A 26,784-nucleotide genomic window follows, 5' to 3' on the forward strand; every position below is an offset into this window, starting at 1 on the left:
TACCTATGGACAAAGGACAATTAGAAGTATTGCGCCATTCCACCTCCCACATAATGGCGATGGCGGTAAAGGAACTTTTTCCGGAAGCAAAGCTGGCTATAGGCCCCGCGATAGAAGAAGGTTTTTATTATGATTTTGAGATCCCCAGCGTACTTACACCGGAAGACCTCAAGAAGATCGAAGACAAGATGAAAGAAATAATCAAAAGGGACATTAAATTCGAGCGGATCGAGATGGACAAGGGAAAAGCGATAAAAGAGATGGAAAAACTCGGGGAAAAATATAAAGTAGAGCTTTTAAAAGAAATTGAAGGTGACAAGGTTACTTTTTATAGGAATGCGGGCTTTACAGATCTTTGCAGAGGGCCGCATATCGAATCTACGGGAAAAGCAAAAGCTTTCAAGCTGCTCAAACTTGCAGGAGCATACTGGAGAGGAAGCGAAAAGAATAAAATGCTCCAGAGGATTTACGGGACATCTTTTGACACGGAAAAAGAACTTGAAGATCATATTAAAAGGATGGAAGAAGCCGAGAAAAGAGACCACAGGCGTCTCGGAAAAGAGCTTGATCTTTTTAATATCTACCATGAAGAAGCGGGAGCCGGACTTGTGTTTTATCATCCGAAAGGCGCAGTCTTAAGGGGGGTGATAGAGGATTACCTGAAAGCAGAGCACAGAAAACGCGGCTACCAGACGGTCATCATCCCTCATATTGCGAAAATGGATCTCTGGCAGACATCAGGCCACGCGGATTATTACAAAGACAACATGTATTTCATGGATATCGACGAACAAAAGTATGTGCTGAAACCGATGAACTGCCCGGGACATATTTTGATATACAAAAGGAAACTGAACAGCTACCGTGACCTGCCGGTAAGGTTTTTCGAACTTGGGACAGTATACAGGCATGAAAGGTCCGGCGTGCTCCACGGACTTCTAAGGGTCCGCGGTTTCACGCAGGATGACGCGCATATCTTCTGCAGGCCGGACCAGCTGCAGGATGAGATCAAAAAAGTGATCGACTTTGCTTTTGACATGCTTAGGAAGTTCGGTTTCGAGGAGTTCGAAGTCTATCTTTCCACAAGGCCGGAAGGATCGGTCGGTTCCGACGACAACTGGAACCACGCGACTGCCGCCCTTGAAGAAGCGTTGAAAAGCAAAAAAATAAAGTATGAGGTCGATCCCGGTGCTGGAGTTTTTTACGGACCGAAGATCGATGTTAAGCTGAAAGACGCGATAGGCCGCGCGTGGCAGGGGCCGACCATCCAGGTGGACTTCAACCTTCCCGAAAGGTTCGACCTTTCATATATAGGCGAGGACGGGGCAAAACACCGGCCGGTCATGATCCATAGAGTAGTGTTAGGTAGCATGGAACGCTTTATCGGGGCTTTGACCGAACATTATGCCGGAGCATTCCCGTTCTGGCTAGCTCCGGTCCAAGTCATCATTCTCCCGATATCGGACAGGCATATCAATTATGCTGAAGAGGTTATCAGGAAATTAGGCGATCAGGATATCAGGGCTGAACTTGACGCTAGAAGAGAGAAGATAGGACTAAAAATCAGAGAAGCCCAGCTACAGAAGGTCCCGTACATGCTCGTGATAGGCGACAAGGAAGTCGAAGCAAAGACTGTTGCTGTCCGCTCCAGGGAAAAAGGCGACCTGGGCGCAAAACCCCTGGAAGAGTTCATCCGCTCGATATAATTTACTGCCGGAACAATTCATTTTCAGTTATTTTCAAAATAAGTGAAATTTATCCATGAAATCTACGATACTCTAATAGAACGACTTAAGGAGAAAAAATGACACAACAAATGAGGATCGAACGCAGTTTAATACTTCGCCCGATCGCGATGACGCTGACAAGGATGATAATGGGACAGCCCAAAACGCTCGGTAGGAAATGGTTCGAAGGTGTCGGTGAGGGTCATGTGGCGACAGGCACCACAGGCGGCCGCACTACTTTTGATCTTCCGTTGCTGTTCAAGCCCGATACACCCTTAAAAGATGTAAAACCGGCAGTCTCAGGACTGTGCTTTGACCAGGCATCAAAACTTCTGAACAGAGGAAGAGCTGTTTTTACCGCGAGAGGAAATTACACGCAGGCAGCAATGGATACATACAGGGCGGAGTTCCTTGCACTTCCGCATGAGGGATCTGACGAAAGGCTTTTTGCGCTGTTCATGATGATGGCCGCATTCCCGTTCACACTAGATAATATGATTGCAGAAACAGGTTCTAATGTCATGATCGGAACGATAAGACCACTGGAAGGCCCGAGGGTAGTTCTTGATTTTGAAAGGCACAAAGGGAAAGTCGATGTGCAATCCGTTGCAAACATGTTCCTTGCGCACTTGAATATCATCTCAGGCATCGAGCCTAAACTCGTAGAAAGAACGGATGGCGATCCTTTGCTTAGACTTGTTTTTCCGAAAGAATAGGGCAGAGCTACTGTTTTATTACGATATTAATTAATCTTCTGTTTGCAAAGATTATCTTTACGATCTCTTTGTTTTCAATGTTCTGTTTGATTTTTTCCGACATGAGGGCTTTTTTTACTGAAATTCTCCATTATTTTAACGATATATAAATAGAGGGCAAAAAATGGGCGAGATCAACAGAACAGAGACTAAACAAAACGTTGCAGCGCAGGCAGGAAAAACAAACGAAAGAACAATTAACCTGCCCGATGAAAAAAGCAGGAGTTCGATGTCCGGGCCGGTCATCGATGACGGACTGGACAGGTTCGACCGCGACATCTGGAGTAAGGCCCACGGCTGGGCAAACGGAGCCCCGTTCAATAACGGGTGGAGATCGGACCATGTGGCGTTCGAGAACGGCAGGATGGTTCTGACGCTCGACAACACCGCGAGTTCAGGAAAACCGTACACTTCCGGTGAATACAGGACAAAAGACTTTTACGGATACGGCACGCTTGAGGCAAGCATCAAAGCGGCTGCGGGCGAAGGCATAATGGGGGGGTCATTGTTCTTCTGCACCGGCCCTTACGACAATAACCCGTGGGACGAGATAGACATCGAGATCATCAAAGGGAAAATGCAGGTCAATTATATTACTAACGGTAACGGGAACAACGAAAGAACGATCGAGCTTGGATTTGATCCTTCAAAAGCTTTTCACACGTATAAAATAGAATGGCGGCCTGACATGATCATCTGGTCGGTCGACGAAAAAGAGGTGCACAGAGAGAACGGTTCCCGCAGTCCTCTTCCGAAGACCCCCGGAAGGATCATCGCTAATTTGTGGACAGGTAAAGATGTTGACGGTTGGCTGGGGAAGTTTGAATACAGATCCCCGTTGAGAGCCGAATATGACTGGATAAAATACACGCCTTTTAAAGACAAGACGTCCGGCTGCAATAAATAGTTTATTTTACGACTATATTTATCAGTCTTCTGTTTGCGAAGATTATCTTCACGATCTCTTTATCCCCGATATTCTGTTTGATCTTTTCCAGTGCTAAGGCTTTTTCTCTTGCTTCTTTTTCGCTTATATCAGCCGGAACGGTCATCTTGTCGCGCAGCTTGCCGTTCACCTGAATCGGGATCTCGATCTCTGTATCTTTGGCAAGAGTACTGTCAAAAGACGGCCATGCCTGATCAGATATGCTGCCTTTTCCCCCTGCAACACTCCAGAGCTCTTCGGCGATATGAGGAGCGAAAGGGGAAAGAAGAAGGATCAGTTTCTGTGCAGCCTCCGGGCTAAGTTCCTGTCCCTGTAAAGTATTTGACAGCTCCATTATCTTTGCGATCGCGGTGTTGAACGAGAATTTCTCTATGTCTTCGGTCACGCATTTGATGGTTTTATGGAGTTTTTGGACAGCTTCTTTGTCTGCTGCCGGCAGGACATTTCCTGCATTCTTGTTTTGCACAAGTTTCCAGATCCTGTTAAGGAACCTGTAGCAGCCTTCCACCCCGGCGTCGCTCCATTCAAGTTCCCTTTCAGGCGGTGAAGCAAATAATATGAATAGTCTTGCCGTGTCGGCCCCGTATCTTTCGATTATATAGTCAGGGTCTATTACGTTGCCTTTTGACTTGCTCATCTTTGCTCCGTCTTTTACGACCATGCCTTGAGTCAGAAGATTTTTGAACGGTTCATCTACCGGTACGAGTTTCAGGTCAAACAGGACTTTAGTAAAGAACCGTGAATAGAGAAGATGCAGTATCGCGTGTTCTATTCCACCGATATATTGATCGACAGGGAACCAGTATTTCAGGTCATCAGAGTTGAAAGGCTTGCCGGTCTCTTTCGGGTTCACGTACCTGAAGAAATACCATGAGGAGCAGTTGAAAGTGTCCAGAGTGTCCGTTTCTCTTTTTCCCGGTCCGCCGCACTTCGGGCATTTTGTGTTGACAAAATCTTTGACTTTAGAAAGAGGGGATCCTCCTTCACCTGTGAATTTAACTTCGTACGGAAGTTTAACCGGCAAGTCTTTCTCGGGAACAGGGACTGCTCCGCATTTTTTGCAATATACAATTGGTATCGGGGCTCCCCAATACCTCTGCCGTGAAATCAGCCAGTCCCGCATCTTGAAGTTGACTTCCCTTTTTCCGCTGCCATTATCTATAAGCCAGTCGGTTATTGCTTTTATCGCATCGTTGCTTTTTAGCCCGTTGAACCGGTCGGAATTTACCATGATGCCTTCATCAACAAAAGCGCATTCCATATCGTTAAAGGGCGCACGACCGTGCGCCCCTACAGGGGCAATTACTTCTTTAATTGGCAGGTTGAATGTTTTTGCGAACTCAAAATCTCTCTGATCATGTGCGGGCACCGCCATCACTGCTCCTGTCCCGTACTCCATCAGAACATAATCTGATGTCCATACGGGGATCTTTTCCCCTGTCGCCGGATTGACCGCGTATGCACCGGTGAACTCCCCTGTCTTTTCCGTGGCTTTTTCGCGTGACGAAGCGGACTCTTTCTTAACGCTATCTATATATGTAAGGACGGCTTTTTCCTGCTTTGTCCCTTTTGAAAGCTCTTTTGTGTATGGATGTTCGGGAGCAAGAGTCATATATGTCACCCCGAACAGAGTGTCGGGCCTTGTGGTGAACACCTCCAACTCTTTGTCCGAGCCGTCGATCTTGAATTTGATGCTCATTCCTTCTGACCTGCCGATCCAGTTGCGCTGCATGATCTTGACGCTGTCAGGCCAGCCAGCAAGTTTTTCGATGTCATCGAGAAGCCTTTGAGCGTATGCTGTTATTTTGAAGAACCATTGCTCCAGGTCCTTTTCGCCGACAACGGACTCACACCTCCAGCATTTGCCGTCCTTGACCTGCTCGTTGGCCAGTACGGTCTCGCATTTAGGGCACCAGTTGACGAGAGATTTCTTCTTGTAGGCGAGCCCCGCTTCGTAGAACTTGATGAATATCCACTGCGTCCATTTATAATAATCTTCTTTGCTGGTAGTGACCTCCCTGCTCCAGTCATAAGAAAGCCCGAGCCGCTTGAGCTGGGACTTCATCTGAATTATGCACTTTTCCGTCCAGTCCTTTGGATGCGAATTGTTCTTTATCGCGGCGTTCTCAGCGGGCATGCCGAAAGCATCCCAGCCGATCGGGTGAAGCACGTTGAACCCTTTCATCTTTTTATAGCGCGCGATGATGTCGCCGATGGCATAATTGCGCACGTGGCCCATGTGGATCGCGCCGGAAGGATAGGGGAACATAACAAGGTCGTAAAATTTAGGTTTCCCTGACTTGTTCGGCACCTCGAATGATCTGTTCTTTTCCCAGAAGGACTGCCATCTGGATTCGATATCTTTGTGGTTATAATCGGGCATATAAATAAGTATAATCCATCATGATATAATAATCAAAATATGTATAACTTGCCAGATAAAAACGGATATTTCGGGAAATACGGAGGGACATTTGTACCTGAAACACTGATGCCGTGCGTCGAAGAACTCAAAGAAGCATATTACTCGTTAAAACATGACCAAAGCCTTAAAAAAGAAATAGGTCATTATCTCAGGGATTTTGCAGGCAGACCGACCCCTCTTTATCTTGCACAAAACCTTTCAAGAAAACACGGTTTCAAGATCTATCTGAAAAGGGAAGACCTATGCCACACCGGAGCGCACAAGATAAATAATTGCATCGGGCAGATCCTTCTCGCAAGAAAAATGGGAAAGAAAAGGATAATAGCAGAGACCGGGGCCGGCCAGCACGGCGTCGCGACAGCGACTGTTGCGGCTTTGTTCGGTCTGAAATGCATCGTCTATATGGGCTCTGAGGATATCAGGCGGCAGGCTTTGAACGTTTACAGGATGGAGCTTCTCGGCGCGGAGGTAAGGCCGGTAAAGACGGGCAGCAGGACTTTAAAAGAGGCGATAAACGAAGCGCTCCGCGACTGGATGGCGAACGTGAAAGACACTTATTATCTCATCGGTTCATGCGTCGGCCCGCATCCATATCCGATGATGGTCAGGGATTTCCAGAAAGTGATAGGGGAGGAAACAAAAAAACAGGTCAAAGCCGCGGAGGACAGACTACCTGATATCGCAGCCGCGTGCGTCGGCGGCGGCAGCAATTCCATCGGGATGTTCTATCCGTTCATCGACGACGCTTCAGTCAGGCTGGTCGGACTTGAGGCCGGCGGCAGGAGCATGAAGATCGGCGAAAACGGGGCGGCACTCGCAAAAGGAAAGACCGGGATACTCCACGGGTCAAAAAGCTATGTCCTGCAGACGGCAGACGGTCAGATCGCGGGTACGCATTCTATCTCAGCGGGGCTGGACTATCCGGGCGTCGGGCCCGAGCACGCGTATTTGAAAGACTGCGGAAGAGTGAAATATGAAAGTATCAGTGATAAAGAAGCCGCGGCCGCTTTTGAATATCTGGCAAAAGAAGAGGGAATAATCCCCGCGCTTGAATCCGCCCACGCGGTAGCTTACCTGAAAAAATTGTCCGGGAAACTATCAAAAGATAAGATAGTCGTGATATGCCTGTCGGGACGCGGCGATAAAGATATCGATATGACAAGGAAAAGATGAATGCCGTCCTCTAAACGGTCCTTCTAAACTTATCCAGCCCCTGGATCTTAAGCAAATTGTTGACCATTCCCACGGCATCCTTTTTCAGGTCCGATACGGAAGATGCCAATTCGATGTAATCTTTTTTGTAGATCAGATCAGAGCCGGGGATGGAGGCAAAAACATTATAATAATCCTTGGTGACGGGGTTGTTCTTTACCGTTTCGGCGAAGTGTCTTATTGAAGCCGCGGAATCGCCCGCTTCATGGTACACTTCGCTGATCGCATACCTCGGCTCCTTGATCTCCATATTTATCATCACGCGCATACCGGGCACACAAACGCGGACAGCCGGGATGTCCAATTTGAGATGGGTCTTGTCGATGACAACGGTCTTGTATCCGGATTTTTCCAGTATCCCCATAATATAGAGTATCTCTTCCTTTATATCAGGCTTGCACGCGCTGGGGACCTCATCCATCGTGACGCTTTTTTTACTTTTCAGGAGCATCTCCGTGTTATATAAAGGAAGGAAACCCGTATGTTTTTTAGGCAGCGCGGACATGACCTCTTTCCAGTTGACATTCAGCTCTTCCTGAGAAACGCACATAAGGGAAAAACCCTCAAAATATTCTGCCAGGGCCCTGATCAGCGCTTTTTGCGGGTCCGTGCTAGCCCCCTGGCCGACCCCCTGATAAGTAAGTTTGTCTTTGTCCTGTTCGCGGATGCCGTAAGCTATGAAGGTCGGCACTTTGAAATCAAAAGAGATGTCCTTTATTGTGAATTTGATCCCGTTCTTCTGAGAATTTTCCAGAACTCTTGTCACAAGAAGATTATTGATGCTTTCAAGCTTCAGGTCATTTCCCGGTTCCATGTCCATGAAAAGACGGCAGATGTTCTCCCTTTCTATGACCTCGCAAAGGGCCTGCAGTATAGCCTCTTCCATCGTGTTGCCGGCTGCGAGCCCGTTGGACCCGACCACCATGTTATGCCAGTTCACCGGATAATAGAACGGTTTCCGGTCGTTAAGGCACGTGCCCAGGACCCATTTAAGAGGTATGTCCTTTATTTCCCTGAGCAGTTCATCGCGGTCTTTCAGGTCGATGAAATTGCAGAGGAAATATGATTCGTCAACTGTCTGGATATCCCCCTTTTTGATCTCGTTAAAGCTTTTCAGGCAATATCCCTCATAATGTTCATAATCAAAATGCAGCCACGAATACCGTTCCGCGAATTCCATGACCGCGCTGGCCTTTGATTGTTCCGGAGTGAGGCCCTTGCCGCTGGTCTTAAGTTTGTCGCTTATGCTTGAAAAAGAATAAGCGCCTTCAATGGCGTCTTTCCTGGGTTCGATCCTGAAACTTGACAGGTCAAGCATTGTTTCCAGATGTTTTAAGGCGTTTTCTATTGTCGAGGAAGGGTCCGTGACCTTGTCCTGGTCAAGCGTGTATTTTTTCGGGCAACTTTTAAGTTCGATCACCATAGGTCATTTCAATTATATATGTTCGCTGTCTTTATTCAAGAGGATCAAACGGTCCCGGATAGATAAGCTTTCCTTGTCTTTTCAGGGAACTTTTCTATCGCGTACCTCAGCATGGTTCGAGGCATCTTCTTGTAATGCCCCTTTAAAAAATCCTCTTCTGTCTTTTGTGAGCATCTTTTTCCCGTCTCACGAAGCATCCAGCCGACGGCTTTGTGTATGAGGTCGTGCCCGTCATTTAAAAGGACCTTTGCGACCTTCAGGGTTTCTTTCGGATCGCCTCTTTTAATATAGTTAAAGGTCGATAATATCGAGATCCTTCTTTCCCAGAGAGAGCTTGATCGCGCAAATTTATACAGGAGGCTTTTATCCTTGTCAGAAAGATATTCACCTACTATCTGTTCCGCAGTAAGGTCTATCAGGTCCCAGTTGTTGATGAACCTCGTGTTATTAATGTATATATTAAATATCTTCTGCTTTTCGGCCTTGTCTGCCTTGCTATACTTCAAAACCAATATCAAAAGAGTGGTTAACCTTTCCTCATGATATTTGGAATGAAGAAGCTTTATGCAGTCGGGCAACGTGATATCTCTGAACTTTTTTACAATGTTTCTGACATCCGGCACAACGATACCAAGGAAAACGTCTCCTTCCCCGTACTGCCCGGGCCCGGTCTTGAAGAACCCTGCCAGTATCTTTGCCTTTTGCGGGGAAGCGCAGTCGCGAAGGTCTTTTTTCAGTTTTGAAAGCATGATGAAATTATTGTTAAAATCGGAAGGAGCAGGATTTGAACCTGCGGTGCGCTTGCACGCACAGTAGTTTTCAAGACTACCGCCATAAACCACTCGGCCATCCTTCCATGTCCCGCTCGCTTGCCCCGAGCCTGTCGAGGGGGCCACCTCTCCGTAAAATATTGTATCACGGCTGTAGGTGCGTAGGATATCAGCACGACCTCCGGCAAATGACCAAATAATCCCGTTCCCGCGACATTTTTTGGAAAAATCAAAATTGAGTGAAATTTCAAAAAATACCTGTCGAGAAGAATATGGCAAGAAATAACAGGCATGTAAAAAATACATCGCCGGTGAACAAAGAAAAAACTGAAAGGAGGACTGGAAATACAAAAAAATTGAAGTTTCATAAATGTCCGGGGGCGAAAATATTTAAAGTAAGGAGATAACAGATGATAGCAGTAAAAGGTTCCACAACAGTCCCGAAATTAGGATTACTGACCGTTCCCCTGCATTTTAAAGAATGCAAGCCAAGGCTCACCGGTATTCAAGATGCGGCAAGATTTGCAAAGAGCGCGGGATACGATACCCTTCAGGTAGCGATGTTCCCGACAGTAAGCAAAGACGGTACCATAAGGGATTTTTCCGCTATGACAGCTGATCCCAAGTTCCTTTTGGACAAAGCGAATGCTGCCGAGATCACGGAAGGATTAGCTGCAATAAAGGCTGAAACAGGAGTAGGCATCGATTCTGTATGCTTCTGCGCCAACCCGCTTGGCAACCTTGAAGACAGAGAACATTTAAAGGCGGTTATCGATGCAGGTGCAGTTCTGGGAGCAAGGTCCGTGGTTACTTTCATAGGTAATCCGTTCCCATTAGCCGGCAAACCTCTTTCCGGTGCAGATCTGAGAAAGTTCTTTGTTGATAAGCTGGCGACCGACTATGCGCCGCTGGTCAATCAGACAACGCAACTCGGTCTCGAGTTCGACGTTGAAGACTGCCCGATGTACTTCACGATGTCACCCAACGGATCGACACCGATCACGAACATGTTCTTCACTCCCGCACTGAAAAGATTAGTTCTAAGTGTATTGCCGGACATAAAGATCCACTTTGATGGGTCGCACACAAGGAATTACCGCGGTGCGAGGGAAGAGAACCCGGCTGCTTCAAGGACAATAGCCGAGATCATTGCAGAATTCGGCGATGCTTTCGGGCAATCGATCCACCTGAAGGACGGAGTTGATGATCCTAAGGGAATGGCTGATCATCTGGGAGCCGGCGACATGTTCGAGCCGAACACTCACACACAGGGATTATGGATCGCAAGAGCACCGGGCAGGGGAGCAATCGACTGGCTGCACTTTGAAATGGCAATGAAAGCATTTGCCCCACGGTCAACGGCAAGGATAGTAGAGCTGGAAGATACAAGCGCGTCTTCAAGGGCGGACAACGAACAGTTGTTCATCGGTGTCGCACAGTTCTACAGAAATATATTTGAACAGGTTTACGGGTCCAAAGGCTGATCTGACAATCAGGGCGGTCGCCTCGGCGACCGCCCAGGTTCCGGAATAAGAAGAAAGGAGAAAAGAAGATGCCAATAAGTACGACCGAAGTAGCAAACAGCAATTACAGAGTTAGAGTCGGGATAGTCGGCGGAGGAAGGGGTTTTATCGGTGGAGCTCATAAGGTTGCGATAGGCATGGGCAATAGAGAACTTGTCGCAGGAGCATTGCACCAGAACCCCACAATAGCCGAATCAGAAGCTAAGGTTTGGGGTCTTAAGCGCGGATATCCTAATTATGAACAGATGATCAGGGAAGAAGCTTTGCTTCCCGCGGAGCAAAAGATCCAATATCTTACGATAGTTACCCCTAACGTCACACACTTTGGAATAGCAAAAATGGCCCTTGAGAACGGGATCCCGGTGTTCTGCGAGAAGCCGCTGACGTTCGACCTCGCGCAGGCAATCGCACTTCAAAGGCTCGCGAAAGAAAAGAACCTTCCTTTTGGCGTGGCATACACGTACACGGGTTTCTGGGCGACAATGAAGGCAAGGGACCTGGTTATGAGCGGAGCTCTCGGTAACATAACAAGTGCCGACAGCTGGTACAATCAGGGCTGGCTGGACAAGGCGCTTGAATCAGCAGAGATGGCCAATGTCGGCGGTCATCAGCAGGCTGAATGGCGCACTGACCCGGCAAGAGCAGGCATTTCATGCTGCGGCGGTGATATCGGCACCCATGCGTTTCAGAATATCCGTTTCATAACAGGGCTTGAAGCTCTGAGCGTATACGGATTCCTGAGAAAAGTCGTTCCGGGCCGAAAGCTGGACGATGAATTCCTGGCAGTAGCAAATCTCAGTAACGGCGTACAGGCGACAGTCAGAGCATCGCAGATAAGGAGCGGAAAACAGAACGATGTGGGTTTTATGATCAGCGGCACAAAAGGCACGCTCACTTGGGACATGCAGAGTTTCACGGAGCTCAGCCTTGAGGGCCAGGGGCCTAAACAGATATTCAGACAGGGGGATGAAGTGTCTGCAGCGCAGGCGCCTTTTGTCGGTCTTCCCGGTGCACACTGGCATGCACACTATGATGCGTTCGCGGCTCTCCATACAACAATGGAAGCACGCGTAAGGGCTCTCAATGGAGAGGCAGCGTCGATCTATCCGCACCCAACGGTCGCGGACGGAGTGGCAGGGATGGCGTTCATCAAGGCAACGGTCGAAAGCAACGAGAGAGGTCATATAGTTGCACCTGTTGAACAGAACCCGACGAATTGATCGATAGTCCGATAATATTAGGCGGGCCGCAAGCGGCCCGCCTTTTCTTTTTCATAGGTCCGCCTTGCTTGATTTGACCTGCCTTTTGCAATACAATAGAAATAAAGAAGCATTAATTATTCCGGAGGGGGTGAGTTTGATGAAGAAAATGATAGCGATGATCGCCGTTTTGATGTTCGTTGCGGTTGTTTATACCGGGTGCGCACCGTCAACAGAAAAAAAGACCGAGACAACAACAACGACAACAATGTCAACAACAGAAACTACAGTGGTAACAAAGGAAGCAGCAGCCAAACCGGCAGCAAAAACAGGAAAACATTTAAGGCACAAGAAACACAGCAAACACAGAATGAAATAATAATTTTTTACCAGACTTAAAACAAGAAGCCGCTGGCAGAAACGTCAGCGGTTTTTTTGTTTTGTTAGATAAGTTATTCACTAGACCAAAAAACTGAACTATGTATATGTTCGATACTTGCTATTTCACATAAATAGATTAATATAGAAATATATGAACATATTACCCTTTTTAAAGAAACCCTCGACGGGTTCGGCATATGAAGACGAACGAAATATCTATGTCGGCAACCTGAGCCTGGATGACCGGCCGGCAAGCGATCTGAAAGACCTGAGCGGCTTTTTCAAGAGAATACTTCACAAGAGGATAGACAGGTTCTGTCCCGACAAAAGAAAGGTCATCACCAGATTTCTCGAAATAAGTGACGCGGCCCATCTGGGATCCATCATTAAAAGGGCTCTCGATCTTGATAAGGGCCGGATATCGGCAAAACTCCGCGAGGTCATGGCCGAATTTTCCAAAAGGCATAGATCCATCGAGAATATATTTATGCGGAATTACCTGAAAGTCGCGGCTGCCGCCGAGTCCATATCACCCTCCCCGTCAAAAGAAAAAAAGCTTCTCATAGGATCCCTTTTCACTATGGAATATTCTTATGAATCAACAAGCCTGTTCAATCCTTCTGTTGTGCTGTATCCAAAGCAGAACGGCCTTAAAAAGGGGCAGGTCAGGGTCGTTTTCTGTTTCAGGGCCACAGGGGAGGGGCATATCTCATCGATCATCTTCAGGAGCGCGGTGATAGATAAGAACAATGACATCTATCTTGAGCCGATAAGCCGCTTTGCCTCGACCCCCGCAGTTAACATGGACCCTACATACGAGAAGAAGATCTTCGCTGAAAAATTAAAAGACATAGGTTCGCTGGACGAAACAGCGGCGGCGATACTCGGCCGTCTCCCGGATAATTTTTCGTATAACGAACTTATGAACGAGATAAAAGACTTTCTCCCTTCAGGATCAAATGACGTCGGCATGGCATCTAAGCTTTCTCCGGTCAAGATGAAGTGGCTTGCCGACTGTAATTATGAGGTCTCATTTCCGCCTGATCAGCTGATATCCGAGAGAGTTTTATTCCCTGTCTCACCTACCGAAAGCAACGGAATGGAGGATGCCAGGTTCGTGCGTTTTACGCGGGACAGCGGAGATTTTATTTATTACGCGACGTATACGGCATATAACGGCATCTCTATTCTGCCGCAGATACTTGAGACAAAAGATTTTCATCATTTCAAGATGTCAACACTGAACGGGCCTTTTGCAAAAGACAAAGGCATGGCGCTTTTTCCCAGAAAAATAAACGGCAGATACGCGATGATATCAAGGTCCGACGGTGAAAATCTTTTTCTGATGTATTCCGATAATCTGAATTTCTGGTACGAAGCAGTAAAGATGCAGGAACCGAGCCGGACATGGGAGATGGTCAAGATAGGCAACTGCGGCTCTCCGATAGAGACAAAGGAAGGCTGGCTGCTTTTGACGCATGGCATCGGTCCGATGAGAAAATACTGCATAGGGATAGAACTTCTTGACCTGAACGACCCGTCAAAGGTGATCGCGAAGATGGAAGAGCCCCTTTTAAGCCCCACGGAAGAAGAGCGGGACGGTTACGTGCCGAATGTCGTATATAGCTGCGGTTCTATCCTTATCCGCGATAAGCTGATCATCCCGTATGCCGAATCCGATTCGGTCTCAAGCATAGCGGTGATAAGGCTTAATGAACTTCTTGATAAACTCTTGAAAAAGCGCTGACTGCTATTAACTTCCACGTTTCGCTATTGAACACCTTACTGGTGTTGAAAAAATCAACAGTATTGATGGGATAAGTTGTCACGAATTGTCTCACGAATGAGTTTATCGCGAATAACGCCAATAAGAATTTTGCTAATTGTCGCGAATTATCACTAATCACACGAATCGGGCGGGGAAATTGCTGGTAGGTCCATCATAGGAGGAAATTAATTATGGGCGCAAAACTTATCCATGCCGAATTGAGCTATAAGTTGGTCGGGGTTCTTTACAAAGTATATAACGAGCTTGGCGGCGGGTATCAGGAAAAAATATATCAATCTGCGGTCAGAAAAGAGTTGAAAAAAAGCGGGATAAATTTTACCGAACAATTGGGAATAGATCTGTTATATGACGACAAAAAAATAGGCAGATATTTTCTTGATTTTGTCATTGAGAACAAAATCGTGCTGGAGCTCAAGGTTGTCCCAAGATTTTCACCCCGCGACATAATGCAGGTGCTCGGTTATCTTAAACAGACCGGACTGGAGCTCGGCATTCTTGCCAGCATGAACAGAAATGGCATTATTATGAAACGTATACTGAAAGGAAATTAGCGTTATTCGTGTAAATTCGAGTTAATAAGTGAGATCTCTATTCGTGTGATTCGTGATACAGACAATTCGTGAAAGATTCGTGATAAATAGGCCTACACACAATTCTCATAATCTGCACTTAACTCATCCTCCATTGCGAAAGTGAGAAGAACTTTACTCCAAGTTCTCCAGCTCGTATTCTTCCATCATCGCAAGTAGTGCAAGAAGGAAAGATACCGTGCTCTCGGCTCCCTGGTTCATGCTGGCGCCGCCCTGCATAAGGCCGTCGGAGCATCCTTTTGAGGCCATATCATACATGGGAACTCCCAGATCGTTCTCTCCAAGGAACCAGTCGAACGCCTGTTTCATCTTCTTCAGGTATCCGGTGTCATGCGTCACCCTGTAGGCCGATTGCAGCGCCATTACCATCGAAGCGGCATCTATGGACTGCTGGTCAAACTGGGCTTTTTTGCCGCCTTTGGTGAACCAGCCGTTACTTCCCACGACTGAAAGGATGCCGTCCTTAAAAACGATCTTTTCCAAAAAGGCCAGAGATTCTTTCGCGGTCTTCAGCAGTTTTTCGTCTTTAAGGATACTATAAGCATTAAACAGCGACATGGGCATGATCGCGTTATCATAGCAAAGGATATCCTCGAACCATTTCCACTGATCGCCCGCATGCTTCTGATATGCACCCTCCAGGTCATTTATTATTTTTTTCAACAGCTCATATGCCTGTTCGTCCGAATTAAATATCCTCAGGTAGCACACTATCCCCAGGGCAGCAAAGGCTTTGCCTCTAAGATTAAGCTTAGGGATAATATTGAACGATTTCTTGATCATTTCCGCGGCAAAAGACCTGTAGGCCTCGTTCTTTGTCCTCCAGATAAGAAACCCAAGCGACCAGATCGCCCTGCCGTTACTGTCGTCCGAGCCCTTTTCCTCCAGATGGTTCCTTTTATAATCTATAAAATTGGCAAAGCCGCCGTCTTCTTTCTGCATGTACTTGACAAAACTGCAATAGATGGAAAGCAGGTCCTCGGCTTCTTTGTCCTCCAGAAGAGATGCCGCCCACGCGGCAAGCATTATCGCTCTTGCGTTATCGTCAAGGCAGTAGCCGGTGCTCCTGTCAGGCACGAGATATTTTGCGTGCTGGATCATCCCCGTATCATCGGTCAGCCTTTTTATGTGGGTCAGGTCAAAGGCCGGCAATCCCATCACCGACGTTGACTTGGGGTAATGCGAAAAGACCGGTTTCTTTTCGGAGGAGACTTTTGAAAGGAGCTCCGCGTATTTTGCTGATATCTTCTTCCATGTCATCTGCCTTCCGGACTCATAAGCTTTTTTTTGCAGGGCCTTGAGTTTTTTTTCGTTCATTAAGAGGTCCCTGAGTATCTCCGAGAGTTTTTCTGAGTCGTTAAAATCAAACAAATATCCCCTGCCGCCTGACAGCATCTCTTCGGCGTACCAGTAGGGGGTGGAGATTATCGCATTGCCGGCGCCGATCGCGTACGAAAGAGTGCCGCTGACGACCTGAGCTTTGTTCATATAAGGAGTGATATAGATGTCAGATGCCGAAAGCCAAGCGTAAAGCTCTTCTATTGTCACGAACCTGTCATCGAAAATGACATAAGGCCTGAGGTTCAGCTTGCCGACAAGCTTGATAAGGCTTTCCCTGTATCTCTCTCCCTGTTCTTTTTGGACATGAGGATGGGTCTTTCCCAGTATCACGTAAGTGAGGTCGGGAAAATCTTTTATCACGGAAGGCAGTGACTTTATGACCGTCTCTATCCCCTTGTTGGGGGCTAAAAGGCCGAACGTCAGTATCATCTTTTTGCCTTCAAGCTTGAAGCGTTTTTTATAATGTGAGGAGTCAAGAGAAGTGAAATCCGGCGTCCCGTGAAGTATCAGCTCTATTTTTTCGCCCGGCGCGTTATAGACATCTTTCAGCAGTTCAATGCTTTTTCTGCTCATGACGACGATATTGTTGGAGCGCTGGATGATCTCCGACATTATCCTCTTCTGGTTGGCGTTGGGATTTTGAAGCACGGTATGAAGTGTCGTGATAAGCGGCACGTTAAGCCTTGACAGAAGAGAAAGTATATATATTCCATCCCATCCGCCGAATATGCCGAATTCATGCTGCAGGCAGACAACCTGGGCGTTGCTGGTGTTTATTATGTTGGCGGCATCAAGATAATCCTTCTGCCTGTTCTGGTTGATAGAAAAGATCACTTCTTTGGGATAATCGTAGATCCGGCCCTCGTCATTTAAAGCGATGGCAAAGATGCTTGACTTATCGGACAGCCTTTCGGTGACGGCGTTGCACAGGTCGCTGGTGAAGGTGGCGATGCCGCATATGCGCGGAAGATAGTTCCCGATGAACGCGACATTAAGTTTTTTCTTGCAGTGGAACATGATCTTGGCCTTTTGTATCCTTGAATCCAATTATATACTAATAATGGGAGGATAAACTCAAAACTCCGGTTTTGGCTATGTTATAATTATTTTTGTATACCTGAGCCACTAGCTCATCTGGTAGAGCACTTGCCTTTTAAGCAAGTGGTGCCGCGTTCGAGTCGCGGGTGGCTCAAATTATGGGCCCGTGGTGTAGCCTGGTCTAACACGCATGCCTGTCACGCATGAGATCGAGGGTTCAAATCCCTTCGGGCCCGTTTGTTGGCGGGTTAGCTCAGTTGGTAGAGCAGTAGCCTGAAAAGCTATGTGTCCTCAGTTCAATTCTGAGACCCGCCAAATTATCTTTTTTGCTGTGGGCTTGCGCCGAGCGAGTGAAGCGAGTCGAGGCGCCGACGTAGCTCAGCTGGTAGAGCAGCTGTTTCGTAAACAGCAGGTCGTCAGTTCAATCCTGACCGTCGGCTTTAATAAGTTTTATGTTAGAATATGCTATCTGAAAGGAAGAAATATGTCAAAAAAAATACTTGTGATCGATGATGAAAATGATGTGGTGGAGATACTCAAGACGATCCTTGAGCATGAAAAATATGAAGTGATAAGCAGTTACGGCGGTGAAGACGGGCTTAAAAAAGCGATAGCATCTAAGCCCGACCTCATAATCACGGACATAATGATGCCGGGGATGGACGGTTTCGAGTTCGTGCAAAAGCTTAAAGAGAACATGGAGACGTTCAATATCCCCGTGATCATGCTGACCGCAAAGGACCAGGGAGTTGACAGGGAAAAAGGCCTGGCGCTCGGCGTGATAGCTTACATAGTAAAACTGTTCGATCTTGAAGAGCTTATATCCACGGTAAAAGACGCAGTCGAAAAGAAAAAATGAATGAGCCGAAGCGCTGGCGTAGCTCAGCTGGTAGAGCAGCGGTTTTGTAAACCGCAGGTCGTCAGTTCAATCCTGACCGCCAGCTTTTTTAAAGTCCAAGCTTAATCCTTACAGTTAAGAATATGAAAATCCATACCATTATTGTCGGCCCGATACAAACGAACTGCTCTATCATATTTGATGAAGGTTCAAAAGAGGGCATCATAATAGATCCCGGAGAAGAAGCCGAAAAAATACTGTCTTTTGTCAACGGCAATTCACTGAAGATCACATCGATAATCGCGACCCACGGCCATTTCGACCATGTGACAGCCGTGTCGGAACTGAAAGAAAAGCTAAAGGCACCTTTCTCTGTACATAAAAAAGATGCGTTTTTATTGTCGGAAGCGGTTGCTCCTTTCGCGGCGATGCTGGGTTTTAAGGCCGGACGGGCAAAGATCGACAGGCTTTTGAAGGACCATGACTTGATAGAGTTCAAAAATAACCAGTTCGAGGTCATACACACTCCGGGCCATACGCAGGGTTCGGTCTGTTTCTATAATAGAAAGGGAAACGTCCTTTTTTCAGGCGACACGCTTTTCAAGGGAGATGTCGGAAGGACGGACCTTCCCGGAGGGTCTACCCGCCAGATAACGCAGTCCGTAAAGAAAAGGCTTTTCGTGTTGCCTGATGAAACGTTTGTAATACCGGGGCACGGTCAGACAACAAATATCTTGAGCGAGAAGAACGATCCTTATTTAAAAGGGCTGATATACGGAGAGAACAGTGGGCAGTAAGAACATCTTCTTCTTTTACGGTGACGAAGATTATTTGATGGAAGAAGAGATCGACAGGCTGAAAAGCATGATGACAACAGAAACCGTCAACATAGCAGTGGAGCGCTTCACGCCGGACGACTGTGATCCCATGAACCTTTTACAGGTCATATTTACTCCTTCGCTCTTTCAAAACGAACGTTTGATCGTGGTGTCGGGATACGGCGAAGAAGATTACCTGGAAATATTAAACGGCGCGGAAAACATCCCTTCGGGCATCATATTGGTCATCACAGAGAAAAAAACCGATAAAAGGACAAAGTTCTTCAAGGAAGTCCAGAAAAGAGCTGTAGTGAAAGAGTTCAAGGCTTTTGCGCAGTGGGAGACGGCAAAGATTATCTCCCGGATCATCTCAAGATCATCGGCTTCTAGCAAAAAGATGGATGAAAAAACAGCTGCTTTGCTGAACGAGGTGTCAGGGCCTTCGCTCAGGCAGCTCGCTTCCGAGATCGAGAAACTCTCCACTTACGCCGGAGGAAGAGACAGTATAACTTCAGAGGACGTGAGGCGCCTCGCGGTATCGGGAGAGCTCGGGGCTTTTGCCGTAGAGAACGCGCTGGCTTCAAGAGATATCAAAGGCGCGTTAAGTGCTTTGACGGTCCTGATGAGGTCAAAAGAACGGGCCGAAGCGATACTGGGAAGGATCGCTTCAAGGATCAGGACCTATCTGATGATAAAAAGCCTGCAAAGCGCGGGAAGATCAAGGGACGAGATCATAAAGAGGATGGGGATGAACCCTTATTATTTTGAAAGATGCGAAGACGGCGCGTCGTCTTACTGCTTGGACGAACTTTGCGCGGCGGTCAACAAGCTGTCAAAAGCCGATCTCGACCTTAAGACCACAATGAAGCCCGCGGATGTCGTCATGCAGCTGCTGATCACGGATATACTGGCAAAAGGGGACTGAACACATGGAAAACAAAAGGGCCGTATATCTATTAATGGCATTTATCTTCTTTTTTCTCTGCATCGCGGCAAAACTGTCGTACCTGCAGTTGTTCAGGCACGCCGATTTTGAAGAAATGTCGCTTGATCAGCACATGAGGATAATCGAACTGTCACCGGACAGGGGGGATATCTGCGACAGGAACGGAAATATCCTGGCCACATCGGTCGACAGGTGGTCGGTCTATGTAAGGCCGAAAGCGATAAAGGACAAGGGCGCCATAATAAGGCAATTGTCGGAGATATTTCCCGAAGAAAAAGCTTTGATATCGGCAAAGATGAACGGGACGGCCAATTTCTGGCTTAAAAGAAAAGCCGATAAAATATTTTCAGATAAAGTCCGGGCTTTAGGATGCACGGGGATAGACATAACGATGGAAAAGAAAAGGATCTATCCCAAAGGGAAGCTTGCCTCGCAGCTTATAGGGTTTGCCGGGCTCGACAATCAGGGATTATCCGGGATAGAGATAGGATTTGAAGACAGTCTGAAGGGAAAAGCGGGCAGGCTGCTTTTTGAAAAAGATATGGCGGGAAGGCAGATCGCTACCGGTAGTTTCAGACAGCTTGAGATGCCGGAAGAAGGCATGAACGTCTATCTCACGATCGATGAAGCGATCCAGCACATCGCGCAGGTGTCATTGAAAGAAGCCGTAACGGGCAGCGGGGCTGTTTCCGGTTCGATCATTGTTGTCGATGTCAGGACCGGGGAAATACTGGCGATAGCCGGTTATCCGGATTTTGACCCGAACGATTATTCAAAATATCCGGACGAGAGCAGAAAACTGCCTCCCGTGACGAATATCTATGAACCGGGCTCTACTTTCAAGATAATAACGGCCTGCGCCGGAATAGAAGAAAATGTCGTAAGTCCGGATTCTGTCATCCCGACGCCGGCGCAGATAAAAGTCGAGGGAATAAAAGTGAACAATTCCCATCCCGTAAGATATTACGGAAAAAAATCCAAGACTTTTGCTGACGTGATCGCCGAATCCATCAACACCGGTACTTCATATGTCGGACTAAAGCTGGGGTTTGGCAGGTTCTATAAATACATAACCGCTTTTGGCTTCGGTACAAAGACCGGGATAGATTATCCCGGTGAAGTGAGAGGTTTTGTCAGATCACCGGAAAACCGGGAAAGCGGGGATGTCGTCACATACACTTTCGGGCAATCGATCGCCGTCACGCCTATCCAGCTCGTCTATGCTATCGCCGCGATAGCCAATGATGGTATCAGGGTAAAGCCAAAGATAATAAAGAGGATCGAAAGTCCCGATAAGAACGTGATCCGCTCGGACGTCCCGGAGGAATTAGGCAGGGTCATCTCAAAAGAGACCGTAAAAAAAGTAAATGAACTTATGAAAGGCGTCGTTTACATGGACCACGGGACAGGGCACAAGGCAAAGATGGCGCAGTTTACGGTCGCCGCAAAGAGCGGCACCGCACAAATATCCGTCCCCGGGAAAGGATATCTCAAGGGCCGGTTCGTAGCTTCTTTCGTGGGATTCATCCCTGCGGACAGACCGAGGATCGCGATGCTGATAATAATAAACAAGCCGAGCACGTCGAACTGGGGGGCGGTCGTCGCGGCGCCGGTATTTAAAGAAGTCGGAGAATTTGCCCTGAGATATTTGAACGTAGCTCCTGACCTGTGATATACTTTATTTGAAAAATGTCCAGAATTTTATCGGGAATACAGCCTTCCGGAAAGCTCCATCTCGGGAACCTGATAGGAGCGCTTTCAAACTGGGTCAAACTTCAGCATGAGCACGAATCTTTTTTTGAGATAGCCGATCTCCACGCTCTGACGACCGGATATCTCGATATCTCGGAACTGAAGGACAATATAAAAGAGCTTGCGATCGACATGGTTTCTGCTGGACTTGACCCCAATGTCTGTTCAATATTCATCCAGTCAGAGATCCCGGAGCACAGCGAGCTCCATCTGCTCTTCTCGATGATAACTCCTATTTCCTGGCTTGAAAGGGTCCCGACGTATAAGAGCAAGATAGAGGAATTAAAAGGTGTTGACCTCGGAACGTACGGATTTTTGGGATATCCCGTGCTTCAGGCGGCGGACATCCTAATATATAAAGCCGACCTTGTACCTGTCGGCCAGGACCAGCTTCCTCATCTCGAGCTGACAAGGGAGATCGCAAGAAGGTTCAACAATCTTTACGGGAATGTTTTCCCTGAGCCGAAGGAACAGATGACGAATGTTCCTGTTATGCCCGGACTTGACGGACTGAAAATGAGCAAAAGTTACGGGAACACGATAGCTATCTCCGACCCTCCTGAAACGATAAGGCGGAAAGTCAGCACGATGATAACAGATCCCGCCAGGATCAAAAAGGACGATCCGGGGCACCCGGAAGTCTGCGCGGTTTTTTCTTATCACAAGATCTATTCTCTGCCTGATGCGGCGTCGATCGCTTCATCGTGCAAAAAAGGTTCGATAGGCTGCGTAGAATGCAAAAAGGCGCTCGCGGAGAAGATAATCAGCTCGCTGTCGCAGATACATAAAAAAAGAAAAGAACTTGAATCCGACCCGAAAAAAATAGATGCTATCCTTGAAAAAGGACGCTTAAAAGCTTCAAAGGTCGCCAAGGCGACACTGGACGAGGCAAAACACGCGATGGGGCTTAAGTGATGGAAAACATAGATATCCAAAATATCCCTCCGGGGTTACAGACGGTCAAAATGCCGGATATCACAACGATACCGTCAGATATGCTTGAAGCGCATGAAGGCACCGGCGCTTTTACCGTGACGCTTCCGATCTTTGAAGGGCATTTTGACGCCCTTCTTGACATGTTAGAAAAAAAGAAGATGGATATCTGCGATATCAGCCTGACCGATATCACGCGCCAGTACCTGGAATACCTTTCCCTGGCGCAGTCCCTCAACCTGTCTTTTGCTTCGGAGTTCCTGGTCATTGCCGCATATCTGTTGGAACAAAAATCGAGGGCCGTGCTGCCGAAAGAGGAAGAAGAGCAGGAAGAAGAGGAAAAGATCGGGACATCTCTGGTGGACCATCTGATGCAGTACAGGGTGTTCAAGAGCATCTCGCAATCGTTGAAAGAGAAAAAAGAACTGTTCTCCAGGATATTCCACCGTTCCAAGGGAGAGCAGGGTCCTTCGGGCGAGAGGAATTACGTTTTGAGGGACCTCGGAGTGGAAGACCTGGTCAGCGCTTTCAGGAAGATCTGGCTTGAAGTCAGGGAACGCGGCGAAGAATTCGAAATAGCGGATGATGTGATGACCGTCGGTGACAAGATAAAGGAGATAACCGGACTTCTTTCGGCTGCGACAGAAGGGGTTGTCTTTGAAGCGCTGTTCAGGACAAAGACAAGGCTTGAAGTGATAATAACGTTCCTGGCGCTGCTTGAGATGATAAGATCAAAGGCCGTTATCATAAAGCAGGAAAAGATGTTCGGGCAGATAATGATAATACCGGCGGGAGTGGAGTCTTTATGAGCGGCGTAAACAGCCGGACAAAGGATATAATCGAATCCCTTCTGTTCATATCCAAAAGACCGCTTTCCGCCGATGAGATGGACGAGATCTGCGGTCTCGGCAAAGAAGAGATAGAAAAAAACCTGGGCGAATTGACGGAGGAATACGCCTCAAGGGGCCTGCAGATAATAAAACTGGCGCACGGATATGTGCTTGCGACAAGACCAGAGTACAGCAGCTTCATCGAAAAATATCTTAACAGCCCTCTTTCGATAAGCCTGTCCCCCCAGGCGATCGAGGCGCTTTCGATAATCGCCTACAAGCAGCCGGTCACAAAGCTCGAGGTGGAAAATATCAGGGGTGTCATGTGTGACGCGGTGATAAACACCCTGCTTGAAAAACGCCTGATAAAAGAAGCGGGAAGATCTGACCAGGTCGGGAGACCCATCCTTTACGTGACGACGATAGAGTTCCTGAAGCATTTCGGGCTTCACGACCTCGGCGAGCTCCCGAAGGTCGATCTTGAAGAGATCGCGGCACAGACGCATATCATGTCCGACGCGCAGCCCGGACTTTAAGCAGGACGGTAACGTAAATGAAAGAAGAAAAAAACCGTATCGGCAGGGTATTAAAGAGCGCAAGGCTTGAAAAAGGCATCACGCTGGAAAAAGCCTCAAAGGACACCAAGATAACCCAGAAATATCTGAAGTCGATCGAAGATGAACAGTTCTTGAATATTCCCGGAGAGGTGGTGCTGAAAGGTTTCCTGAGGATCTATGCGGATTACCTTAAGATAGATCCGGGCCCGTTGATAAGCGAGCTTTCGAAAAAGATCAAGAAAGAACCGAAGGCTGAGATAAAAGATCAGCCCGTACAAAAAAAAGCCGATATTATTCCTCTTCTGAAAAACGCCATGATAGTGCTGTCGGCGGTTGCCGCGGCAGTGGTCATTATAATGGTGCTGAGGTCTCTTATACTGGTATCGGTAAGAACAGCGGATATCCGGCCTGCAGATAAAACGGGGACTTCGGATATTTCAAAAAAGATCTCCGGTTCCGTGGAGATCGAAGCCCGGATAATCGAAAAAACATGGATAATGGTCCTGTCAGACGGGAAAATGGTATTCAAGGATGTCGTCTTAAAAGGGCAGTCATTTTCGTGGAAAGCCAAGGATAGACTGCTGATAAAAATAGGCAATGCCGCAGGTGTTCACTTGTCGTCAAAAGGGAAAGTCGTCTTAGCGCCCGGGCCGAGGGGAAGCGTCATCACAAAAGAGTTCTCAAGATGAGTATTTCAAGCGGTTATATTTCTTCGATATTCCAGAGCATACAGGGAGAAGGCGTCTATATCGGTGAAAGGCAGGTCTTTGTAAGGTTCTTAGGATGCAATCTATCATGCGCGTATTGCGATGAACAGGAAGCCCGGATCATAAATGACAAGGACGGCCGGCCGCGGAAATGCCAGATCAAAGCGGATAAAAAAACGGAACAAGCCGATAATCCCGTAACAGCGGACGCAGCGCTGCAGTTCATTGAAAATTTTCTTTCAAAAAAAAATCTCTTCCATTCGGTATGTCTTACCGGAGGAGAACCCCTGCTGCAGGTTGATTTTCTAAAAGATCTTCTGCCTAAAATAAAGCACAAAAAATATCTTGAGACGAACGGCGTCCTTTTTGAGAACCTCAGAGAGATGATCGGTCTTACGGACATTATAGCGATGGATTTCAAGCTGCCTTCCGCAACCAGGGCGGGGTCATATTTCGAGGACCACAGGCGGTTCATCAGAGTAGCCAGGGCAAAGGAACTGTTCATCAAGGCGGTTTTTTCAAAAGAGACCACGGCCAAGGAGATCGACGATATCTCGCGCGTGATCTCAGAAGAAGGCAGTGATATTCCTCTCGTGCTGCAGCCTGTAACACCGAGCAGGGATTACAGGTCCCCGGCCTCAGCTGAACAGTGCCTGGCGTTCCAGGCCATAGCAAAAAGGAATTTGGACAAAGTACTCGTCATCCCGCAGACGCACAAGATCCTTGGACTTGATTAGCGGGCAGTCCTTCTGCTCAGAGACGCGGTTATCGCCGAAAGGTGCTGAATGTCACGGTTCCTGTTGGGATCAAAGCTGATCTTCTGGAGAGATCTCAGCAGTTCAAGCTTGTATATCGCGGTATCAAGAGCCAGTTTCTCAAGCCCCGTCTCGATCCATTTTATCCCTTCTTTAGGTATATCGTAGCCCAGCGTGTTGGATTTTTTAGTTAGTCTTGATATTTCTTTTGAGGCGACATCGAATTCGCGGGACGAGGTCGTAAGGATCCTGTTAAGATGGGACTGTTTGAGCATCGATATTATCTTAAGCCAGGCTATGCGGCGCGACTGCGTCCTGATGTTGTCGATATTTTCTTTTTCCATTCCCCTGTCCTTCAGGGTGTTTTCGAGCCTCCGGACCGTTACTCTTTCAGGAACCGCTTTAAAAATGTTGTCTTCGAGGAAAAGTTTTGTATGAGAAGTGCGGAGGTCGCCGACAACTACTGAGATGTCTTTCATCTGCGGCAGGTCGAAAAGATGAAAATACATATCGGCATTTTCCAGCCGGTTGATATGCACATTATCGCCCAGGAACATTTTCATCATCGAATCGATGTCAAGATTGAGATGTTCCGCGAGCTGGGCGAGGTCCGAGATATCAAGATTGTTCAGGATGACGGCCCTTTCGCTGAGCGAGATCGACTCTTTTTCGAGCGCGTTCAGGATATCGATGATAGATCTCGGATTTTTGGCATTGATTATCCAGTCTGACATGTGCAGGGTGCCGCTTGCGGAGCTGAAAAATTTATCTTTGATCAGTTTAAGGAATCTTTCTTTGATCATATCGAGGGTCTTTTGGTCGAGGTATTCCAGGTCGATCCCGATCAATCCGCCTTTCATAAGCGCTTCTTTCACGGCTGCCAGGCGGATCGTAACATTGTCCAGCTCGTCCTTAGGCCGCTGCATTACCATCTTTGCGGTAAGCGCCACATAATCTTTAAGAAGGGTCTCCTCGATGATCTTCGCTTTTTCCGTAAAGCTGATGTATTCCGCCGCGGCGGAAAGGCCTCCCGTTTCTCCGGGTGCTTTCGTTTCGCTCTCCTCCTCTTTTTTCTCCCCTTCCTTTTTCGGCCTTTTTTTCTCGGCCTTCTTGACCACGGAATCAAGCCTGCGCTCCGAGATCTTTGCTAATTCCTGTTGGTAAAACATTTCTTCTTCATGGGGTTTTCTCTGGCGTTTTGAGTTCACCTCGGAGACGCCGTCCGAAGAGATCATCTCTATCAGCAGGTCTTTGAATTTGGCCTTCGGATCGTTGTCCGGAGGCACCGCGTTCGGTTCGGTCCTCGCTTTCCTGTCAAATCCCGTGGAAAGTATACCGCCTGTCCCCGCGGCCGCGGCCTGCTGGTTGGAAGAAGGAAGCCCCTCTATTGGCATAAAAGATCCCCGTTTCGAAAATTATACACCATCAGGTGGAAATAGGGTATAGGGCGAAGAAATGACTAATTAATGGATTATATAAGCAGCAAGCAGTCAGCCCGCCTGCAACGCTTTGCGTAGCAATGCGGGCAG

At 47.5% G+C, this 26,784-nt stretch carries 23 protein-coding genes and 6 tRNA genes; 23 read left to right on the forward strand and 6 right to left on the reverse strand.

Translation table 11 applies throughout. The annotated features are described in order from the left end of the window. Positions 1-5 precede the first annotated feature (5 nt). The 3 genes from thrS to NTZ10_07085 all read left to right on the forward strand — a co-directional run bounded on the left by thrS (position 6) and on the right by NTZ10_07085 (position 3,389). The gene (thrS, locus tag NTZ10_07075; protein ID MCX5749982.1) at positions 6-1,706 is read left to right on the forward strand and encodes a threonine--tRNA ligase; all 1,701 of its coding nucleotides are present in this window, start codon (positions 6-8) and stop codon (positions 1,704-1,706) included. Positions 1,707-1,804: 98 nt separating this feature from the next. Further along, positions 1,805-2,443, forward strand: coding sequence for a hypothetical protein (locus NTZ10_07080; protein ID MCX5749983.1), 639 nt, complete (start codon positions 1,805-1,807; stop codon positions 2,441-2,443). A gap of 163 nt (positions 2,444-2,606) precedes the next feature. Further along, the gene (locus NTZ10_07085; GenBank protein MCX5749984.1) at positions 2,607-3,389 is read left to right on the forward strand and encodes a family 16 glycosylhydrolase; all 783 of its coding nucleotides are present in this window, start codon (positions 2,607-2,609) and stop codon (positions 3,387-3,389) included. A 1-nt stretch (position 3,390) separates the two neighbouring features. Here NTZ10_07085 and leuS read toward each other — a convergent pair whose 3' ends face one another. Next, on the reverse strand, positions 3,391-5,811 hold the full coding sequence (gene leuS, locus NTZ10_07090; GenBank protein ID MCX5749985.1) for a leucine--tRNA ligase: 2,421 nt from the start codon (positions 5,809-5,811) through the stop codon (positions 3,391-3,393). A 39-nt stretch (positions 5,812-5,850) separates the two neighbouring features. Here leuS and trpB point away from each other — a divergent pair, with 39 nt between their 5' ends. Further along, on the forward strand, positions 5,851-7,026 hold the full coding sequence (gene trpB / locus NTZ10_07095; protein MCX5749986.1) for a tryptophan synthase subunit beta: 1,176 nt from the start codon (positions 5,851-5,853) through the stop codon (positions 7,024-7,026). A 10-nt stretch (positions 7,027-7,036) separates the two neighbouring features. Here trpB and NTZ10_07100 read toward each other — a convergent pair whose 3' ends face one another. From NTZ10_07100 to NTZ10_07110, 3 genes are all read right to left on the reverse strand, one after another. Further along, on the reverse strand, positions 7,037-8,485 hold the full coding sequence (locus NTZ10_07100; protein ID MCX5749987.1) for a YcaO-like family protein: 1,449 nt from the start codon (positions 8,483-8,485) through the stop codon (positions 7,037-7,039). Between the two features lie 47 nt (positions 8,486-8,532). After that, positions 8,533-9,237: a DNA alkylation repair protein gene (locus NTZ10_07105; GenBank protein ID MCX5749988.1), complete on the reverse strand. Its 705-nt coding sequence runs from the start codon at positions 9,235-9,237 to the stop codon at positions 8,533-8,535. Positions 9,238-9,257: 20 nt separating this feature from the next. Next, positions 9,258-9,344, reverse strand: a tRNA-Ser gene (locus NTZ10_07110). Between the two features lie 324 nt (positions 9,345-9,668). On the opposite strand from NTZ10_07110, the gene NTZ10_07115 reads away from it, so the two are divergent. From NTZ10_07115 to NTZ10_07135, 5 genes are all read left to right on the forward strand, one after another. Beyond that, complete coding sequence (locus NTZ10_07115) at positions 9,669-10,742, forward strand: TIM barrel protein (protein ID MCX5749989.1); 1,074 nt, start codon at positions 9,669-9,671, stop codon at positions 10,740-10,742. A 68-nt stretch (positions 10,743-10,810) separates the two neighbouring features. Beyond that, complete coding sequence (locus NTZ10_07120) at positions 10,811-12,001, forward strand: Gfo/Idh/MocA family oxidoreductase (GenBank protein ID MCX5749990.1); 1,191 nt, start codon at positions 10,811-10,813, stop codon at positions 11,999-12,001. Between the two features lie 139 nt (positions 12,002-12,140). After that, positions 12,141-12,359, forward strand: a complete 219-nt coding sequence (locus NTZ10_07125; protein MCX5749991.1) for a hypothetical protein — start codon at positions 12,141-12,143, stop codon at positions 12,357-12,359. A 153-nt stretch (positions 12,360-12,512) separates the two neighbouring features. Continuing rightward, a complete protein-coding gene (locus NTZ10_07130; protein MCX5749992.1) occupies positions 12,513-14,108 on the forward strand; it encodes a glycoside hydrolase family 130 protein in 1,596 nt (531 codons plus the stop codon). 212 nt (positions 14,109-14,320) lie between these two features. Further along, the gene (locus NTZ10_07135) at positions 14,321-14,701 is read left to right on the forward strand and encodes a GxxExxY protein (protein MCX5749993.1); all 381 of its coding nucleotides are present in this window, start codon (positions 14,321-14,323) and stop codon (positions 14,699-14,701) included. Positions 14,702-14,854: 153 nt separating this feature from the next. On the opposite strand, the gene NTZ10_07140 is transcribed toward NTZ10_07135, so the two are convergent. After that, complete coding sequence (locus NTZ10_07140; GenBank protein MCX5749994.1) at positions 14,855-17,128, reverse strand: glycosyltransferase; 2,274 nt, start codon at positions 17,126-17,128, stop codon at positions 14,855-14,857. Between the two features lie 72 nt (positions 17,129-17,200). On the opposite strand from NTZ10_07140, the gene NTZ10_07145 reads away from it, so the two are divergent. The 14 genes from NTZ10_07145 to NTZ10_07210 all read left to right on the forward strand — a co-directional run bounded on the left by NTZ10_07145 (position 17,201) and on the right by NTZ10_07210 (position 25,237). Continuing rightward, positions 17,201-17,273, forward strand: a tRNA-Lys gene (locus NTZ10_07145). A gap of 6 nt (positions 17,274-17,279) precedes the next feature. Beyond that, a tRNA-Asp gene (locus tag NTZ10_07150) sits at positions 17,280-17,355 on the forward strand. A gap of 6 nt (positions 17,356-17,361) precedes the next feature. Continuing rightward, positions 17,362-17,434, forward strand: a tRNA-Phe gene (locus NTZ10_07155). Positions 17,435-17,486: 52 nt separating this feature from the next. After that, positions 17,487-17,559 (forward strand) — tRNA-Thr (locus tag NTZ10_07160). A 44-nt stretch (positions 17,560-17,603) separates the two neighbouring features. Further along, positions 17,604-17,978: a response regulator gene (locus NTZ10_07165; GenBank protein ID MCX5749995.1), complete on the forward strand. Its 375-nt coding sequence runs from the start codon at positions 17,604-17,606 to the stop codon at positions 17,976-17,978. A 12-nt stretch (positions 17,979-17,990) separates the two neighbouring features. Then, positions 17,991-18,063, forward strand: a tRNA-Thr gene (locus NTZ10_07170). 37 nt (positions 18,064-18,100) lie between these two features. Beyond that, a complete protein-coding gene (locus tag NTZ10_07175; GenBank protein ID MCX5749996.1) occupies positions 18,101-18,754 on the forward strand; it encodes an MBL fold metallo-hydrolase in 654 nt (217 codons plus the stop codon). Further along, a complete protein-coding gene (holA, locus tag NTZ10_07180; GenBank protein MCX5749997.1) occupies positions 18,744-19,700 on the forward strand; it encodes a DNA polymerase III subunit delta in 957 nt (318 codons plus the stop codon). Before NTZ10_07175 ends, holA begins: the two co-directional genes overlap by 11 nt. A gap of 4 nt (positions 19,701-19,704) precedes the next feature. Beyond that, positions 19,705-21,393 (forward strand): penicillin-binding protein 2, encoded by a 1,689-nt coding sequence (locus NTZ10_07185; protein MCX5749998.1) that lies wholly within the window; start codon positions 19,705-19,707, stop codon positions 21,391-21,393. Positions 21,394-21,410: 17 nt separating this feature from the next. After that, on the forward strand, positions 21,411-22,388 hold the full coding sequence (gene trpS, locus NTZ10_07190; protein MCX5749999.1) for a tryptophan--tRNA ligase: 978 nt from the start codon (positions 21,411-21,413) through the stop codon (positions 22,386-22,388). Further along, positions 22,388-23,215, forward strand: coding sequence for a segregation/condensation protein A (locus NTZ10_07195; GenBank protein MCX5750000.1), 828 nt, complete (start codon positions 22,388-22,390; stop codon positions 23,213-23,215). Before trpS ends, NTZ10_07195 begins: the two co-directional genes overlap by 1 nt. Further along, complete coding sequence (gene scpB / locus NTZ10_07200) at positions 23,212-23,772, forward strand: SMC-Scp complex subunit ScpB (GenBank protein MCX5750001.1); 561 nt, start codon at positions 23,212-23,214, stop codon at positions 23,770-23,772. The genes NTZ10_07195 and scpB overlap by 4 nt, the downstream gene beginning before the upstream one ends. 17 nt (positions 23,773-23,789) lie before the next feature. Further along, on the forward strand, positions 23,790-24,482 hold the full coding sequence (locus NTZ10_07205) for a helix-turn-helix domain-containing protein (protein MCX5750002.1): 693 nt from the start codon (positions 23,790-23,792) through the stop codon (positions 24,480-24,482). Continuing rightward, positions 24,479-25,237, forward strand: a complete 759-nt coding sequence (locus NTZ10_07210; GenBank protein MCX5750003.1) for a 7-carboxy-7-deazaguanine synthase QueE — start codon at positions 24,479-24,481, stop codon at positions 25,235-25,237. The genes NTZ10_07205 and NTZ10_07210 overlap by 4 nt, the downstream gene beginning before the upstream one ends. On the opposite strand, the gene NTZ10_07215 is transcribed toward NTZ10_07210, so the two are convergent. Continuing rightward, the gene (locus tag NTZ10_07215) at positions 25,234-26,649 is read right to left on the reverse strand and encodes a hypothetical protein (GenBank protein ID MCX5750004.1); all 1,416 of its coding nucleotides are present in this window, start codon (positions 26,647-26,649) and stop codon (positions 25,234-25,236) included. The two genes, NTZ10_07210 and NTZ10_07215, sit on opposite strands and share 4 nt — an antisense overlap. Between the last annotated feature and the right edge of the window lie 135 nt (positions 26,650-26,784).

Source organism: Candidatus Saganbacteria bacterium (assembly GCA_026387835.1).
In the GTDB taxonomy this organism is placed as follows: domain Bacteria; phylum Margulisbacteria; class WOR-1; order JAKLHX01; family JAKLHX01; genus JAPLKZ01.

What these genes read in the sequence shown, in the direction of transcription:
- thrS (MCX5749982.1), top strand. Translation starts at nt 6, where the DNA reads ATGGACAAAGGACAATTAGAAGTATTGCGCCATTCCACCTCCCACATA.
- NTZ10_07080 (MCX5749983.1), top strand. Translation starts at nt 1,805, where the DNA reads ATGACACAACAAATGAGGATCGAACGCAGTTTAATACTTCGCCCGATC.
- NTZ10_07085 (MCX5749984.1), top strand. Translation starts at nt 2,607, where the DNA reads ATGGGCGAGATCAACAGAACAGAGACTAAACAAAACGTTGCAGCGCAG.
- leuS (MCX5749985.1), bottom strand. Translation starts at nt 5,811, where the DNA reads ATGCCCGATTATAACCACAAAGATATCGAATCCAGATGGCAGTCCTTC.
- trpB (MCX5749986.1), top strand. Translation starts at nt 5,851, where the DNA reads ATGTATAACTTGCCAGATAAAAACGGATATTTCGGGAAATACGGAGGG.
- NTZ10_07105 (MCX5749988.1), bottom strand. Translation starts at nt 9,237, where the DNA reads ATGCTTTCAAAACTGAAAAAAGACCTTCGCGACTGCGCTTCCCCGCAA.
- NTZ10_07115 (MCX5749989.1), top strand. Translation starts at nt 9,669, where the DNA reads ATGATAGCAGTAAAAGGTTCCACAACAGTCCCGAAATTAGGATTACTG.
- NTZ10_07120 (MCX5749990.1), top strand. Translation starts at nt 10,811, where the DNA reads ATGCCAATAAGTACGACCGAAGTAGCAAACAGCAATTACAGAGTTAGA.
- NTZ10_07125 (MCX5749991.1), top strand. Translation starts at nt 12,141, where the DNA reads ATGAAGAAAATGATAGCGATGATCGCCGTTTTGATGTTCGTTGCGGTT.
- NTZ10_07130 (MCX5749992.1), top strand. Translation starts at nt 12,513, where the DNA reads ATGAACATATTACCCTTTTTAAAGAAACCCTCGACGGGTTCGGCATAT.
- NTZ10_07135 (MCX5749993.1), top strand. Translation starts at nt 14,321, where the DNA reads ATGGGCGCAAAACTTATCCATGCCGAATTGAGCTATAAGTTGGTCGGG.
- NTZ10_07165 (MCX5749995.1), top strand. Translation starts at nt 17,604, where the DNA reads ATGTCAAAAAAAATACTTGTGATCGATGATGAAAATGATGTGGTGGAG.
- NTZ10_07175 (MCX5749996.1), top strand. Translation starts at nt 18,101, where the DNA reads ATGAAAATCCATACCATTATTGTCGGCCCGATACAAACGAACTGCTCT.
- NTZ10_07185 (MCX5749998.1), top strand. Translation starts at nt 19,705, where the DNA reads ATGGAAAACAAAAGGGCCGTATATCTATTAATGGCATTTATCTTCTTT.
- trpS (MCX5749999.1), top strand. Translation starts at nt 21,411, where the DNA reads ATGTCCAGAATTTTATCGGGAATACAGCCTTCCGGAAAGCTCCATCTC.
- NTZ10_07195 (MCX5750000.1), top strand. Translation starts at nt 22,388, where the DNA reads ATGGAAAACATAGATATCCAAAATATCCCTCCGGGGTTACAGACGGTC.
- scpB (MCX5750001.1), top strand. Translation starts at nt 23,212, where the DNA reads ATGAGCGGCGTAAACAGCCGGACAAAGGATATAATCGAATCCCTTCTG.
- NTZ10_07205 (MCX5750002.1), top strand. Translation starts at nt 23,790, where the DNA reads ATGAAAGAAGAAAAAAACCGTATCGGCAGGGTATTAAAGAGCGCAAGG.
- NTZ10_07210 (MCX5750003.1), top strand. Translation starts at nt 24,479, where the DNA reads ATGAGTATTTCAAGCGGTTATATTTCTTCGATATTCCAGAGCATACAG.
- NTZ10_07215 (MCX5750004.1), bottom strand. Translation starts at nt 26,649, where the DNA reads ATGCCAATAGAGGGGCTTCCTTCTTCCAACCAGCAGGCCGCGGCCGCG.